The 14,259-nt window shown below is 71.8% G+C and carries 14 protein-coding genes; 12 read left to right on the plus strand and 2 right to left on the minus strand.

Annotation, left to right across the window (positions count from 1 at the left end; translation table 11 throughout):
- The first annotated feature begins 12 nt into the window (after nucleotides 1-12).
- From cobN to cobJ, 5 genes are read left to right on the plus strand one after another with little or no spacing between them, the layout of a single operon-like run.
- On the plus strand, nucleotides 13-3,489 hold the full coding sequence (gene cobN / locus SJY11_RS23730) for a cobaltochelatase subunit CobN (RefSeq protein ID WP_376989165.1): 3,477 nt from the start codon (nucleotides 13-15) through the stop codon (nucleotides 3,487-3,489).
- Nucleotides 3,486-4,898 (plus strand): hypothetical protein, encoded by a 1,413-nt coding sequence (locus SJY11_RS23735; RefSeq protein ID WP_376989166.1) that lies wholly within the window; start codon nucleotides 3,486-3,488, stop codon nucleotides 4,896-4,898. The genes cobN and SJY11_RS23735 overlap by 4 nt, the downstream gene beginning before the upstream one ends.
- Nucleotides 4,895-5,527 (plus strand): precorrin-8X methylmutase, encoded by a 633-nt coding sequence (locus tag SJY11_RS23740; protein ID WP_376989167.1) that lies wholly within the window; start codon nucleotides 4,895-4,897, stop codon nucleotides 5,525-5,527. Before SJY11_RS23735 ends, SJY11_RS23740 begins: the two co-directional genes overlap by 4 nt.
- Before the next feature lie 4 nt (nucleotides 5,528-5,531).
- Nucleotides 5,532-6,290 (plus strand): precorrin-2 C(20)-methyltransferase, encoded by a 759-nt coding sequence (locus tag SJY11_RS23745; RefSeq protein WP_376989168.1) that lies wholly within the window; start codon nucleotides 5,532-5,534, stop codon nucleotides 6,288-6,290.
- Entirely contained in the window at nucleotides 6,287-7,081 is a 795-nt protein-coding gene (gene cobJ, locus SJY11_RS23750) for a precorrin-3B C(17)-methyltransferase (RefSeq protein WP_376989169.1), read from the plus strand. The genes SJY11_RS23745 and cobJ overlap by 4 nt, the downstream gene beginning before the upstream one ends.
- Here the strand turns inward: cobJ and SJY11_RS23755 are convergent.
- Nucleotides 7,024-7,788 carry a cobalt-precorrin-6A reductase gene (locus SJY11_RS23755; RefSeq protein WP_376989170.1) on the minus strand — a complete coding sequence of 255 codons (765 nt, stop codon included), beginning with the start codon at nucleotides 7,786-7,788 and terminating at the stop codon, nucleotides 7,024-7,026. The two genes, cobJ and SJY11_RS23755, sit on opposite strands and share 58 nt — an antisense overlap.
- Here SJY11_RS23755 and cbiE point away from each other — a divergent pair.
- The 7 genes from cbiE to SJY11_RS23790 all read left to right on the plus strand — a co-directional run bounded on the left by cbiE (nucleotide 7,787) and on the right by SJY11_RS23790 (nucleotide 13,948).
- Nucleotides 7,787-9,040, plus strand: a complete 1,254-nt coding sequence (gene cbiE, locus SJY11_RS23760) for a precorrin-6y C5,15-methyltransferase (decarboxylating) subunit CbiE (RefSeq protein ID WP_376989171.1) — start codon at nucleotides 7,787-7,789, stop codon at nucleotides 9,038-9,040. The two genes, SJY11_RS23755 and cbiE, sit on opposite strands and share 2 nt — an antisense overlap.
- Entirely contained in the window at nucleotides 9,037-9,426 is a 390-nt protein-coding gene (locus SJY11_RS23765; RefSeq protein ID WP_376989172.1) for a cobalamin biosynthesis protein, read from the plus strand. The genes cbiE and SJY11_RS23765 overlap by 4 nt, the downstream gene beginning before the upstream one ends.
- A 10-nt stretch (nucleotides 9,427-9,436) precedes the next feature.
- Nucleotides 9,437-10,201 carry a precorrin-4 C(11)-methyltransferase gene (gene cobM / locus SJY11_RS23770; RefSeq protein WP_376989173.1) on the plus strand — a complete coding sequence of 255 codons (765 nt, stop codon included), beginning with the start codon at nucleotides 9,437-9,439 and terminating at the stop codon, nucleotides 10,199-10,201.
- Nucleotides 10,202-10,319: 118 nt separating this feature from the next.
- A complete protein-coding gene (locus tag SJY11_RS23775) occupies nucleotides 10,320-11,639 on the plus strand; it encodes a cobyrinate a,c-diamide synthase (RefSeq protein ID WP_376989174.1) in 1,320 nt (439 codons plus the stop codon).
- Between the two features lie 151 nt (nucleotides 11,640-11,790).
- A complete protein-coding gene (gene bluB, locus SJY11_RS23780) occupies nucleotides 11,791-12,432 on the plus strand; it encodes a 5,6-dimethylbenzimidazole synthase (protein WP_376989175.1) in 642 nt (213 codons plus the stop codon).
- A gap of 2 nt (nucleotides 12,433-12,434) precedes the next feature.
- On the plus strand, nucleotides 12,435-13,187 hold the full coding sequence (gene cobF / locus SJY11_RS23785) for a precorrin-6A synthase (deacetylating) (protein WP_376989176.1): 753 nt from the start codon (nucleotides 12,435-12,437) through the stop codon (nucleotides 13,185-13,187).
- 245 nt (nucleotides 13,188-13,432) lie between these two features.
- Nucleotides 13,433-13,948, plus strand: a complete 516-nt coding sequence (locus tag SJY11_RS23790) for a MarR family winged helix-turn-helix transcriptional regulator (protein WP_376989177.1) — start codon at nucleotides 13,433-13,435, stop codon at nucleotides 13,946-13,948.
- A 1-nt stretch (nucleotide 13,949) separates the two neighbouring features.
- Here SJY11_RS23790 and SJY11_RS23795 read toward each other — a convergent pair whose 3' ends face one another.
- Nucleotides 13,950-14,201 carry a hypothetical protein gene (locus SJY11_RS23795; protein WP_376989178.1) on the minus strand — a complete coding sequence of 84 codons (252 nt, stop codon included), beginning with the start codon at nucleotides 14,199-14,201 and terminating at the stop codon, nucleotides 13,950-13,952.
- Nucleotides 14,202-14,259: the final 58 nt, after the last annotated feature.

Raw genomic sequence — 14,259 nt, forward strand, 5'->3', positions numbered from 1 at the left:
CGAAAGCCAGGCATGCATCTGCTCCCGACCAGCGAGATCAGGCTCGACGACGGCGAGGACGCCGTCGATCTCGGCTTGGCCGCAGGGGATGTCGTCGTCCTGTCCTTTGCCGACAGCGATCTCTCCGCGCTGGCTGCTGCGGCCTGCGACAGTGAACTCACTGTCCGCCTCGCCTCGCTGCGGCGGCTGCGGCACCCGCTCTCGGTCGATCTCCTGATCGAGAAGACGGTGGCCAGGAGCCGTTTCGTGCTGGTGCGCTGCCTCGGCGGGCTGGACTACTGGCGCTACGGCATCGAGCAGCTCAGCGAGACCTGCCGCGCCAGAGGTATCGCGCTGGCGGTGCTGCCCGGCGACGACCGCGACGACGCGCGGCTGGCAGAGTACGGAACCGTGCCGCCCGCCTGCGCGAGGGCGATCCTGTCGTATTTCCACGCCGGTGGCGGGGCGGAGAACATGCGCCGGCTGCTGGCGGTGGCGGCGGGGTATCTCGGCCGCGACCGGCCGCCGTCTCACCTTGCGCCTCTGCCCCTCCCGACGCTGTTCGCGCTGGGCGCCAACGCCGCGCCGATGCCCTGGCGCGAGGCGCTCGCCACCTTGCCCGACCGGCCCTTCGTGCCGATCCTGGTCTATCGCTCGGCCGTCAGCGCCGGCGACACCGCCACGGGCGAAGCGCTGGTGGCGGCGCTGACCGCGCGCGGACACGCCCCGCTGATCCTCGCCCTGACCAGCCTGAAGGACCCGGCTGTCACCGCCGAACTCGCAGCGTTGATCGCGACGCGGCAGCCGGCGGCGATCGTCACCACCACCGCCTTCTCGGCGCGCGAGGGCGCCGATTTCGTGCTCGATGCCGCCGATTGCCCCGTGTTTCAGGCGATGCCGGTCGGCAGTGCGCGCGACGCCTGGGCCGCCTCGACGCGGGGCCTCTCGGCGGCCGATCTCGCCATGCAGGTGGCGTTGCCGGAATTCGACGGGCGGCTGGGCACGATTCCCGTCGCCTTCAAGGCCGAGACCACCGACCCCGCGACGGGGTTGGCGACGCGCCGGCTGGTGCCCGATCCGGATGGTGTCGCCGCGCTCGCCGATCTCGTCGCCGGCTGGATCGCGCTGGCGTCCAAGCCGGTTGCCGCGCGCCGGCTGGGGCTGGTGATGTCGGATTATCCCGCGCGCGGCGGCCGGGCGGGCTTCGCGGTCGGGCTCGACACGCCGGCGAGCGTCGGCGCGATCCGGGGGCTGCTGGCGGAGGCGGGGTACGACATCCCATCCCGTCATTGCGAGCGCAGCGAAGCAATCCAGGGGGACGTCGAGCGAGACGGTTCTGGATTGCTTCGCTGCGCTCGCAATGACGGCGGAGCCCTCATGGCCGCCCTCACCACCGGCCCGGCCGAGCTCACCCTCCCGCTCGACGCCTATCGCGCCTGGCTCGCCACCATCCCCCCGGACGCCCGCGAGGCGCTGCTCGCCGCCCATGGCGCGCCCGAATCCGATCCGGCCTGCGTGGACGGCGCCTTCCGCTTCCGAGCCGTCCAAGACGCTGCCCTCACCATCGCCCTGCAGCCGCCGCGCGATGCGACGCCCGACCGAAAGGCTGTTTATCACGACCCCGATGCGCCGCCTTGCCATGGCTATCTCGCCTTCTACCGCGCGCTGCGCGAGACGGCCGGCATCGATGCGCTGATCCATCTGGGCACCCATGGCACGACCGAATGGCTGCCGGGCAAGGCGGTGGCGCTGTCGGCCTCCTGCTGGCCACGCCTCATCACGCAGGGGCTGCCGGTGGTCTATCCTTATGTGGTCGACGATCCCGGCGAGGCCGCGCCAGCCAAGCGGCGGCTCTCGGCGCTGACGCTCGGCCATCTGCCGCCGCCGCTGGCGGAGATCGGCGCCTCTGGCGAGACGGCGCTGCTGCGCGACCTCGTCGAGGAGTTCAGCCAGGCGCAGGTGCTCGATCCACGTCGGGCCGACATCGTCGCCGGTGAAATCCGGGCGCGGGCGCAGGCGAGCGGACTCGCGGCGTCCTGCGGCGTCACGCCCGATCTGCCGATGAGCGAAGCGCTGACGCGGCTCGATGCGCATCTCTGCGACATTGCCGAACTGCCTTTCCGCGACGGGTTGCATGTCTTCGGCCGGTCCGCGCTCGATCCCGTCTCCGCGAAGGCCGAGCGCGAGGGGCTGCTGCGCGCACTCGATGGGCGCTTCGTGCCGCCCGGTCCCGCCGGCTCGCCGCATCGCGGCCGGCCCGACGTGCTGCCGACCGGGCGCAATCTCTCGACGCTGGACCCGCGCGCGATCCCGACCCGAGCGGCCGCACGACTCGGCGCGCTGGCGGCGCAGGCCGTGATCGCGCGGCATTTGCAGGATGAGGGCGAACCGCCGCGCCGGATCGTGATGGACCTCTGGGCCTCGCCGACGCTGCGATCGGGCGGCGAGGACATCGCCCATGCGATGGCGCTGATGGGCGCAGCCCCGCTCTGGGACGACGCCTCGACGCGCGTCACGGGCTTCGCGATCACGCCGCTGCCCAGGCTCGAACATCCGCGCGTCGATGTGACGGTGCGCATCTCCGGCGCCTTCCGCGACACCTTTCCGCAGCAGGTCGCGCTGCTCGACGCGGCGGCGCGTGCCGTCGCGGCTCTCGACGAACCCGACGACTGGAACGAACCCGCCGCCGCACGGCGCCGCGGCGAGGCCGGGGCGCGGGTGTTCGGCGCCGCGCCGGGCCGCTATGGCGCCGCCGTCGCCGACCGGGCGCTCGACGGCGACTGGAGCGGCCGCGAAGAATTGGGCGCGGCCTATCTCGCAGCCTCCAGCCATGCCTATGGCGGCCCCGAGGGTGCGGCCCAGGCCGATGCCAGCTTTTCCGCCCGCATCCGTGCCGCCGACGCCTTCGTGCATGTCAGCGACACCGCCGGGCGCGACATTCTGGAAGCCTCGAGCGCCGCCGATGTCATCGGCGGACTCGCGGCCGCGGCACAATCGCTCGGCGCGACCCCCACGCTCTATAGCCTCGACAGCTCTAACCCGGAGACGCCGAAGGCGCGCACGGTGGCGGAGGACATCGCCCGCGTCGTCCATGGCCGGCTGACGCATCCGCGCTGGATCGCCTCCCATCTCGCCCATGGCTGGCGTGGCGCCGCGGAACTCGCGGAAGCGGTGGACACGCTCTTCGTCTTCGCCGCGAGCACGGATGCCGTCTCCGACGGGCTGTTCGACGCGGTGTTCCAGGCCTGGTGCGCCGATGCCGCGGTCTGGACCGCGATCGAGGCCGCCAATGCCCCGGCCGCCGAAGCGATCCGCGCGCGGCTGGCGGACGCGGCCCGACGAGGCCTGTGGACCAGCCGACGCAATTCGGTGGGGGCGTTTCTGGAGCGAGTGGACGCCTCGACCAAGCGGGCGACTTTGACCGGCAAGGGCTCCTCCCTTCCCCCTGGTGGGGAAGGGGTTCCCGCGCCTGATCATTCGCGTGAGACGCGCCGGAAGGCTGCGCCATGAACGCGCCCTCCCGCGAAACCCTGCGGCGCGGCTGGTGCCCGAGCACGCTCAAACCGATGGAGACCGGCGATGGCTGGCTGGTGCGGCTGCATCCGCCGGGCGCGCGGCTGACCCCGGCGCAGCTGCGGCGCATCGCGGCGCTGGCAACCCGGCACGGCAACGGGCTGATCGAGATCTCGGCGCGCGGCAACATGCAATTGCGCGGGGTGACGGGGGACAGCCATCCGGAGCTGGTCGCGACGCTGCTGGCGGAGCGGCTGGTCGACGAGCATGAGGGCGATGGACCGCAAAGGCTGACGCTGGTCTCGCCGGTGGCGTGCCTCCCCCGTCATTGCGAGGAGCAAAGCGACGAAGCAATCCAGGCGGCGTCGCGCGCGTCGGGTCTGGATTGCTTCGCTTCGCTCGCAATGACGCGTTCAAGCGTCCAACCTCCATCCTCGCCCGCCGGCCGCGGCGACCTGATCGATGCTCTCGCTCTCGCCGCCGCCATCGAAACGCGCGGGCGCGACGTCGCCGGGCTGTCCGCGAAGTTCGCCGTCATCGTCGATGGTGGTGGCGCGTCTTCGCTCGATGACTTGGCGGGAGACATCCGCATCGTCGCGACCGCGCCGGGGCGGGTGGTGATCGCGCTGGCGGACCGGCTCTGGTTCGGCCCCGTCGCCGAAGGCGAGGCCGCAGCCGCCGTCGCCCAGACCATGGCCGGCTTCGCCGCGAGGCGGGCGCAGGCGCCCGACGCCATCCGCCGCATGGGCGATCTCGCGACCACGGAACTGGCGGCGCTCTGCGACCTCCCCGTGGCCGAGGCGCCGCCACAGCGCCCCGCGCCGCGACGGGCCGGGCTGTTTGCGGTTCGCGCGAGCCATGCCGCAATGATCGGCCTGCCTTTCGGACGGGCCGATGCGGCATCGCTCGACCGTCTCGCACAGGCGGCCGTTAGGCTGGGCTGCCCGGATATCCGCCTCTCGCCCTGGCGCGGCATCGCCTTCCGCGGGTTGTCCGAGGCCGATGCGTTGGCCTTGCTGGAGAGCGCGGCGGCGGATGGTCTGATCACGCGTGACGACGACCCGCGCCTGTCGGTGCAGGCCTGCGCCGGCGCGCCCGCCTGCAGCCGGGCGGAGGCTCCGGCGATGGTGGATGCAGCGGCGCTCGCCGCAACGCTGGCGCCTGACCTCGCCGGGGGGCTGACGCTGCATGTCTCGGGCTGCGTCAAATCCTGCGCGCGGCCCGCAGCCAGCGATCTCACACTGGTCGGCGAGGGCGGGCGCTACCGCGTCGTCATCGGCGGCAGCGCGCGGGACAGTGCCGTCGCTACCCTTGACCTTTCCGCCCTGCTGACGCGATTGCAGCCCGGACAGGACCTTCATGCCCGCCTGATCGCGGCGGGCGGGCTTCCAGGATCTTCCTTGTGACGACGACGTACGACTATATCCGCGATGGCGGGGCGATCTATGAGCGCTCCTTCGCGATCATCCGGGCGGAGGCCGATCTGTCGCGCTTTGCCGGCCGGGCGGCGCATGTCGTGGTGCGGATGATCCATGCCTGCGGCATGACCGACCTGCCTGACGATGTGGAGATGTCGCCGGATTTCGCGGGAGCTGCCGAAGCCGCGCTGAAGGCGGGCGCGCCTGTTCTCTGCGACGCCAAGATGGTCGCCAATGGCGTGACGCCGTCCCGCCTGCCGGCGCGCAACCCGGTGATCTGCACGCTCGACGATCCCCGCACCGCGCCGCTGGCGGCCGAGATGGGCACGACGCGCTCGGCGGCGGCGATGGAGCTGTGGCGGCCGCATCTGGCGGGCGCGCTCGTCGTGATCGGCAATGCGCCGACCTCGCTGTTCCGGCTTCTGGAAATGCTCGATGCGAGGGCGCCGAAGCCTGCGGCCGTGATCGGCATTCCTGTCGGCTTCGTCGGCGCGGCGGAATTGAAGCAGGCGCTGGCCCAGGACGGGCGCGTGCCCTTCCTGGTCGTGCATGGGCGGCGCGGCGGCTCGGCGATGGCGGCAGCCGCCGTCAACGCGCTGGCGCAAGAGAAGGAGTGAGCCGGTGAGCCTTCAACCGGCCAAGAATCCTTTGGGGCAGACACTGCTGTTCGGCGTGGGCCTGGGCCCCGGCGACCCCGACTACATGACCGTGCGCGCCCGCGACATCATCCTGAGCGCCGACCGGCTGGTGCATTTCTGCAAGCGCGGTCGGCGCGGCCATGCCCGCATCACGGCCGATGCCGTCGTCGGGCCCGATGCCGCGCGCGAGATCGCGCTCGCTTTCCCGGTGACGATCGAGGTGCCGGTTGAGGACGAGGGCTATAGCGGCCCGATCACCCGCTTCTACGACGAATCCGCGGCCCTGCTCGCCGCCGAGATGGAGGCCGGGCGCAGCGTCGCCGTGCTCTGCGACGGCGACCCGTTCTTCTACGGCTCCTTCATGCATCTCTGGCGGCGGCTGTCGCATCGCTTCCCGACCGAGGTGGTGCCGGGCGTCACCGGCATGGCCGGCGCCTGGACGCGTGCCAACGCCCCGATCACCTGGGGCGACGACATCCTCACCGTGCTGCCCGGCACGCTGCCGGAGGCCGAGCTGGTCCGGCGCCTCGCCGACACGGACGCCGCCGTGATCATGAAGCTCGGCCGCAACCTGCCCAAGGTGCGCCGCGCGCTGGAGGCCACCGGCCTGATCGAGCGGGCGATCTATGTCGAGCAGGCGACGATGGCCGGCCAGAAGGTCGCCCGGCTCGCCGACAAGGCCGACGACGAGGCGCCCTATTTCTCGATGGTGCTGGTGCCCGGCGAGGGGCGGCGGCTGTGAGCGGCTCCCTCACCATCGTCGGCCTCGGCCCCGGCCCGGCGCAGTGGCTGACGCCGGCCGCGCAGGCCGCGATCGACGCCGCCAGCGACCTGATCGGCTACGGGCCCTATCTCGACCGTATCCAAGCGCGCGACGGCCAGACGAAACACGCCTCCGACAACCGCGTCGAGATCGACCGCGCGACCCATGCGCTGCAGCTGGCCGCGACGGGGAAGACCGTCGCGGTCGTCTCCGGCGGGGACCCCGGCGTCTTCGCCATGGCGGCGGCCGTGTTCGAGGCGCTGGAGGCGGGCGACCCGGCCTGGCTGTCGTTGCCGATCGCGATCGAGCCCGGCGTCACCGCGATGCTGGCGGCGGCGGCGAAGGCGGGCGCGCCGCTGGGCGGCGATTTCTGCGCGATCTCGCTTTCGGACAATCTCAAGCCCTGGGAGGTGGTGACCGCGCGGCTCGAAGCCGTGCTGGCCGCCGATCTGGTGACCTGCCTCTACAACCCGATCTCGAAGGCGCGGCCCTGGCAGCTGCGCGCCGCACTCGAACTGGCCGCCCGCCATCGCGAGCCGCAGACGCCGGTGATCTTCGCGCGCGCCGTCGGGCGCCCCGACGAGGCCCTGCGCATCCTGACGCTGGCGGAAGCGATCGAAGCGGCGGCGGCCGCCGACATGGCGACGCTGGTGATGATCGGCGCCTCGAGCACGCGGCTGATCGCGCGGCCCGGCGAGGCCGCGCCTTATGTCTATACGCCGCGCTCGGTGACGAAGAGCCCCTGTGCCACCAGCCAGGGCAGGACCTGATCGACATGGGCGACGGTCTCGACATCCGGCTTGGGCGGGCGGGCGACCATGATCACCGGCAGGCCGAGCCGGCGCGCGGCGATGAGCTTGCCGGCCGTGGCGTCGCCGCCGGAATTCTTGCTGACGAGGATCTCGATGCGCTTCTCGCGCAGCAGCGCCTCCTCATCCTCGGCGCGGAACGGGCCGCGCTGCTGGATGACCTCGACATGCGGCACCGGCAGGCGGTCGCCGATCGGCTCGATGGCGCGCACGAGGTAGTGATGCTGCGGCGCCTCCGCGAAGACCGGCAGATCGAGCCGGCCGATCGTCAGGAAGACGCGGCGGGGCGCTTCGCCGAGCGCGGCGGCCGCAGCTTCCATGTCGGGCACGTCGCGCCAGTCGTCGCCCGTTTCCGGATGCCAGGGTGCGCGGCGGATGGCGAGCAGCGGCACGCCTTCGGCCTTGCAGGCATGCTCGGCATTGAAGGGCATGATCGCCGCGAAGGGATGGGTCGCGTCGATGACGGCGATGATGCCCTCGTCGCGCAGATACTGCCTGAGACCTTCGACGCCGCCGAAGCCCCCGACGCGCACGGGGAGATTCGCGGGCCGGGGGTCGACGGTGTGGCCCGCCAGCGAGATGATGGCGCGGATTTCGGGCGCCTGCTCGGCCAGATGCTGGTCGAGCGCCGCCGCTTCGCCGGTTCCACCGAGGATGAGCACGGTCATGTCCCCAGTTACGCTTGAAACCGAGAGCCTGTCGAGCGGCGAGGCTGCGACCGCGCCCTGGCTGTCCCTGATCGGGCTGGGCGAGGACGGCCCCGCCGGGCTCTGCGCGCAGGCGAAGACGGCGCTGGCCGAGGCCGAGATCATCTTCGGCGGCGAGCGCCATATCGCGCTGATCGGCTCCGTGCCCGGCGAACTGCGGCCCTGGCCGCAGCCCTTCCGCAACGCGCTGCCGCAGATCCTGGCGGAGCGCGGCCGCAAGGTCTGCGTGCTCGCGACCAGCGACCCGTTCCATTACGGCATCGGCAACAGCCTGAGCCGGGCGATCCCAGCCGAAGAGATGCACGTCATCCCGCAGATCTCCTCCTTCGCCATGGCCTGCACCCGGATGCGCTGGCCGCAGGAGGCGTGCGCGCTGGTCTCGCTGCATGGCCGCACGCTCTACCGCATCGTGCCGCATCTGCAGCCGCAGGCGCGCATCCTCGCCCTGTCCTGGGACGAGACGACGCCGCGGGCGGTGGCGGAGCTGCTGACCGCGCGCGGGATGGGGGCGAGCCGCCTGACCGTGCTGGAATCGCTGGGCGGCCCGCAGGAGCGGGTTCGCGAGACCCGTGCCGATGCCTTCGCCTTCGACGACGTCGTGCCGCTCAACCTGATTGCGGTGGCCGTCGAGGCGGGCCGGGATGCGCGCGTGTTACCGCTCGCGCCGGGGCTCGACGAGGAGTGGTTCGCCCATGACGGGCAGATCACCAAATCCGAGGTCCGCGCGATCACGCTCTCCGCGCTCGCCCCGCGGGCGGGCGAACTGCTCTGGGATGTCGGGGCCGGTTCGGGCTCGGTCGGCATCGAATGGTGCCAGCGCCATCCGCGCAATGCGGCCATCGCTTTTGAAGCCAAGGCGGAGCGCATCGAGCGGATCACCCGCAACAGTCTCGAACTGGGCGGGCTGTCGGTGAAGGTCACCGGCGAGGCGCCGGCGGGGTTTGCCGGGCAGCCCGCGCCCGACGCCGTCTTCATCGGCGGCGGGCTGACGGTTGAGGGGCTGTTCGAGGGCGCCTGGGCTGCACTGAAGCCCGGCGGGCGCCTCGTCGCCAATGTCGTCACGCTGGAGGGCGAGGTGAAGCTCGCGGCGCTGCATGCGCTCCATGGCGGCTCGCTGCGGCGCATCGCGATCGACCGGCTCGTGCCCGTCGGCGGCAAGCATGGCTGGCGCCCGGCGATGCCGGTGACGCAGTGGCGGGTTGAGAAGCCATGACCGGCCGTCTCGTCGTCGGGCTGGGCCTGCGCGCCGGCACCCCTGAGGCCGACATCCTCGCCTGCGTCGACGAGGCGCTGGCGCTCGCCGGGCTGACGGGCGAGGCGACGCCGCGTCTGGCGACGCTGGCGAGCCGGATGGCCGAGCCCGGGCTCGCGGCCGCGGCCGTCAGCCGGGCCGCCGAGCTGATCGGCGTGCCCGACGAGGCGCTGAAAGGTTTCGAGGCCAGTTGCGCGACGCGCTCCACACGCATCGCATCGCTCTATGGCGTCGGCTCGGTGGCGGAAGCCGCCGCGCTCGCGGCCGCCGGGCCGGGCGGGACCCTGGTGCAGCCGCGCATCGCCACCGCACGCGTCACCTGCGCGCTGGCGCGGTCATCCTCATGAAGCGCGCGGCATGACCATCCACTTCATCGGCGCCGGCCCCGGTGCGCCCGACCTGATCACCCTGCGCGGGCGCGACCTGATCGCAGCCTGCCCGGTCTGCCTCTATGCGGGCTCGCTGATCCCGAAGGCGATGCTCGACTGGTGTCCGCCGGGCGCGCGCATCGTCGACACGGCGCCGCTCGATCTCGACGCGATCATCGCCGAGATGGCCGCCGCCCATGCGGCCGGGCAGGACGTGGCGCGGCTCCATTCCGGCGATCTCTCGATCTGGAGCGCGACCGGCGAGCAGATGCGCCGGCTGGATGCGCTGGCCATCCCCTACAGCGTCACGCCGGGCGTGACGGCCTTCGCGGCCGCCGCCGCGACGCTGAAGCGGGAACTGACCCTGCCGGGGCTGGCGCAGTCGCTGGTGCTGACGCGGACCTCGGGCCGGGCTTCCGCCATGCCGGAGCGGGAGCGGCTCGCCACCTTCGCCGCCTCGGGCGCGACGCTGGCGATCCATCTCTCGATCCATGTCGTCGAGCAGGTCGTGGCGGAGCTGTCGCCGTTCTACGGCGAGGCCTGTCCGGTCGCGATCGTGTTCCGGGCGTCCTGGCCGGATGAGCGCGTGCTGCGCGGGACGCTTTCCACAATTACGGCGCAGGTGCGCGGGTCCGGGCTGGAGCGCACCGCGCTGATCCTGGTCGGCCCGGCGCTGGCGGCCGAGGATTTCGGCGAGAGCGCGCTCTATTCCACCGGCTATGACCGCCGCTTCCGGCCGGGGGGCGGGGTATGAGGCTCCCCAGCCGCACCCGTCATTGCGAGCGCAGCGAAGCAATCCAGACCGGCTCGCTCGACGTCCCCCTGGATTGCTTCGTCGCTGTCGCTCCTCGCAATGACGGAGGAGCCTGTCCATGACCGCGCCCGGCCTGATCATCGCCGCACCGCGCTCCGGCTCGGGCAAGACCACGATCACGCTCGGGCTGCAGCGGGCGCTGACGCGGCGCGGGCTGGTGGTGCGCGGGCTGAAATGCGGTCCGGACTATATCGACCCCGCCTTCCATGCCGCCGCGACCGGGGCACCGAGCGCCAATCTCGATTCCTTCGCCATGCCCGACGCGCTGCTGCGCGAAATCGCGGGCGATGCGGCCGAGGGTGCCGACCTCGTCATTGCGGAGGGCTCGATGGGGCTGTTCGACGCCGTGCCGGGGCCAGAGGGACATACCGGCGCGAGCGCCGACATCGCCGCGCTGCTGGGCTGGCCGATCGTGCTGGTGATCGACGTCTCCGGCCAGGCGCAGTCGGCCGCCGCCATCGCGCTCGGCTGCATGCATTACGACCCGCGCATCAGCATCGCCGGCGTGATCCTCAACAAGGTCGCCAGCGAGCGGCATCGCCGGCTGGTGGCGCAGGGCATGGAGCGGATCGGCCTGCCGGTGCTCGGCGCGCTCCCGCGCGAGGCCAGCCTGATCCTGCCCGAACGCCATCTCGGGCTGGTCCAGGCCGGCGAGACCGCCGATCTCGAGGCGCGGCTCGAGGCACTCGCCGATGCGGTGACGGCAGCGATCGATCTCGACGCGGTGAGGGGCGTCGCGCAGACGACTCATTTGCCGGCAATTGCAACGGCGATCCCACGCCTGCCGGCGCCCGGCCGGCGCATCGCGATCGCGCGCGATGCCGCCTTCAGCTTCGTCTATCCGCATGTCGAGGCCGGCTGGCGGGCGGCAGGCGCCGTGCTGGTGCCGTTCTCGCCGCTGGCGGACGAGCCGCCGCCCGAGGAGTGCGATACCTGCTGGCTGCCGGGCGGCTATCCCGAGCTTCATGCGGGCGCGATCGCCGGCGCCAGGCGCTTTCTCGGCGGCCTGCGCGCCTTTGCCGAGACACGGCCGGTGCATGGCGAGTGCGGCGGCTACATGGTGCTGGGGCGCACCCTGATCGATGCGGACGGGGTCTCCCATACCATGGCCGGTCTGCTCTCGGTGGAAACCTCCTTCGCGAAGCGGAAGATGAATCTCGGCTATCGCCGCGCCGTGCTCGAGGCCGACGCGCCGCTCGGCGCGGCCGGCGCGGGGCTTACCGGCCATGAGTTCCACTATGCGACGATCGTCACCCAGGGCGAGGACCCGCCGCTGGCGATGGTGACCGACCCGCATGGCTCGGCACCCACCCCCGCCGGCAGCCGGCGCGGGCATGTCACCGGCTCGTTCTTCCATGCGATCGCGGTGGCGGGGTGAGCGTGATGTCACGCCCATTCTCCCACAGCCCTCATCCTGAGGAGCCGCGCAGCGGCGTCTCGAAGGATGTTCCAGGAGGCTCCCGCGCAAGCTGGAGCATCCTTCGAGACGCGCTGCTGCGCAGCGCTCCTCAGGATGAGGGCTGAGGGGGATGTCCAACTCCCCTCCCCGCTTCGACGAGGCGTTCGCCGCGCAGTTCGCCGAGCTCCTGACCTGGCGGCGCGATGTCCGGCGCTTCCGCCGCGACGCCCTGCCCGACGGGCTGGTCGAGCGGCTGCTGGCGCAGGCGGAGCTGTCGCCCTCGGTCGGTCATTCGCAGCCCTGGCGCTGGGTTCGTGTCAGCGATCCCGCGCAGCGCGACGCAGCGCAAGACAGCTTCCGACGCTGCAATGCCGATGCGCTGGCGGATTTCGAGGGCGAGCGGGCGCGGCTTTATGCGACGCTGAAGCTCGAAGGCATGCGCGAGGCGCCCGAGCAGATCGCGGTGTTCTGCGACCATGGCACGGCGCAGGGGCATGGCCTCGGCCGCAAGACCATGCCCGAAATGCTCGACTATTCGGTGGTCGCCGCGATCACGCAGTTCTGGCTGGCGGCGCGGGTTCAGGGCGTCGGTGTCGGCTGGGTCTCGATCCTGGAGCCGGAGGTGGTGCGGGAGGCGCTGGGCGCTCCGCCCGACTGGAAGCTGATCGCCTGGCTCTGCATCGGCTGGCCGGAAGCCGAGAGCGAGGTGCCCGAGCTGGTCAAGGCGGGATGGGAGCCCGGACGGCTGCCCGCGCGCCCGCAAACGAGGTGACGATGCGCAGATTGCTGATCATCGGGATCGGCGCCGGCGACCCGGACCAGATGACGGTCCAGGCGATCGCGGCGCTCAACCAGGCGGATGTGATCTTCCTGCCCGACAAGGGGCAGGAGAAGGCGGCGCTACGCCATCTGCGCGAAGCGATCTGCGCGCGCTTCATTGCAAAGCCCTGGCGCAGCGTGATGATGGAAACCCCGCGTCGCGCGGAAGCCGGTGACGATTACCGCGGCGTCGTCGATGACTGGCACGCCCGCATCGCCGCGGCCTACGAGGCCCTGTTCCGGCGGGAACTGGCGGAAGGGCAGACCGGGGCGCTGCTCGTCTGGGGCGATCCCGCGCTCTATGACAGCACGCTGCGCATCGTCGAGCGCGTCCGCGCCGGTGGCCTGCCGCTGGAGTGGAACGTCATCCCCGGCATCAGCAGCGTCCAGGCGCTCGCCGCCCGCCATCGCATCCCGCTCAACCGCATCGGCGAGCCCGTGCTGATCACCACCGGCCGCAAGCTGGCGGAGGGACTGCCGCTGGCGCCGGACGGCGTCGTCGTGATGCTCGACGGCGAACAGGCCTTCGCCAAGATTGCGCCCGAGGGGCTGGAGATCTTCTGGGGCGCCTATCTCGGCACGCCCGACGAGATCCTGATCGCCGGCCCGCTCGCCGAGGTCGCCGAGACGATCGCGCGCATCCGCGCCGAGGCCCGGGCCCGCCATGGCTGGATCATGGACATTTATCTGCTGCGGCGGAGCGATTGAAGCGACGGCCGGTTGGGCAAGCCGCATCCCCTTCCCCCCGCTTGCGGTGGGAACGGTTAGGGATGGGGGGCCGCAAAGCCGGAGCGCTGTCCTTGATCGTCTTGCCGAGCGGCACTGCCCCCCCACCCCAACCCTCCCCACCGCAAGCGGGGGGAGGGAGACCGTCGCCATCCTTCAGGACCGGCCACCGCTTGCCCCGCGCCGCGCGGCCATGCCAGATGCCGGCATCGACTGCGGGACGCGCCATGCCTTCGACCAGACGCGACAGGGCCGCCGGAGAGGGCGCCGAGCGGGATGTCCTCGATCTCGGCGGCTATGTCCCCTATTTCCTGACCGCGATCTCCAACACGTGGTCGCGCAGTTCGTCGCGGCTCTATCTTGAGCGCTTCGGCATTGGCGTCACCGAATGGCGGGTGATGTCGCAGCTCGCGATCGAGCCCGGCATTCCGGCCCAGCGCATCTGCGAGGTCATCGCGCTCGACAAGGGCGCCGTCAGCCGCAGCGCCGCGGCGCTGGTGGCGGCCGGCCATGTCGCGGAACGGCCCGACACGCGCGACGCCCGCCGCCAGCTCCTCGAACTCACGGCAAGCGGCTATGCCCTGCACGACCAGCTGATCGCGCTCGCGACCGCGCGCGAACAATTGATGCTCGAGGGCTTCAGCCCGCAGGAGCGCGCGCAATTGCTCGATTTCCTGCGCCGGATGCAGGCACGGCTGCCTGCGCTGCGCGATTTCGTCCCGTCCTCCGGCGAGGGCGGCTAAGTCACCAGCGGCGATAGCCGTAGCCGAAGCCATAGCCGCCGTAGAAGCCGCCGAAATCCTGGTAGACATAGGTGCGCCGCGCCGCCGCCCGCTCGACATCGATCGTCTGCATGCATTGCGCGAAGGCGTCCGTGCCCTGCCGGAAGCCATAGCCGCGACACTGCTCCATATCGAGCGCGCGGCGCTCCTCCAGCGTCATGCAGCCGCTGGCGGTCAGCGCCAGGGCAAGGGCGGCGAGCGGCGCGATCTTCATGTCCGGCATCCTTCGTCGGCACGATCTTGGTCGAAATGGCCTCTGCCAGAGAAGGCCG

Origin of the sequence: Allobosea sp. R86505 (assembly GCF_042466375.1) — a bacterium.
In the GTDB taxonomy this organism is placed as follows: Bacteria; Pseudomonadota; Alphaproteobacteria; order Rhizobiales; family Beijerinckiaceae; genus Allobosea.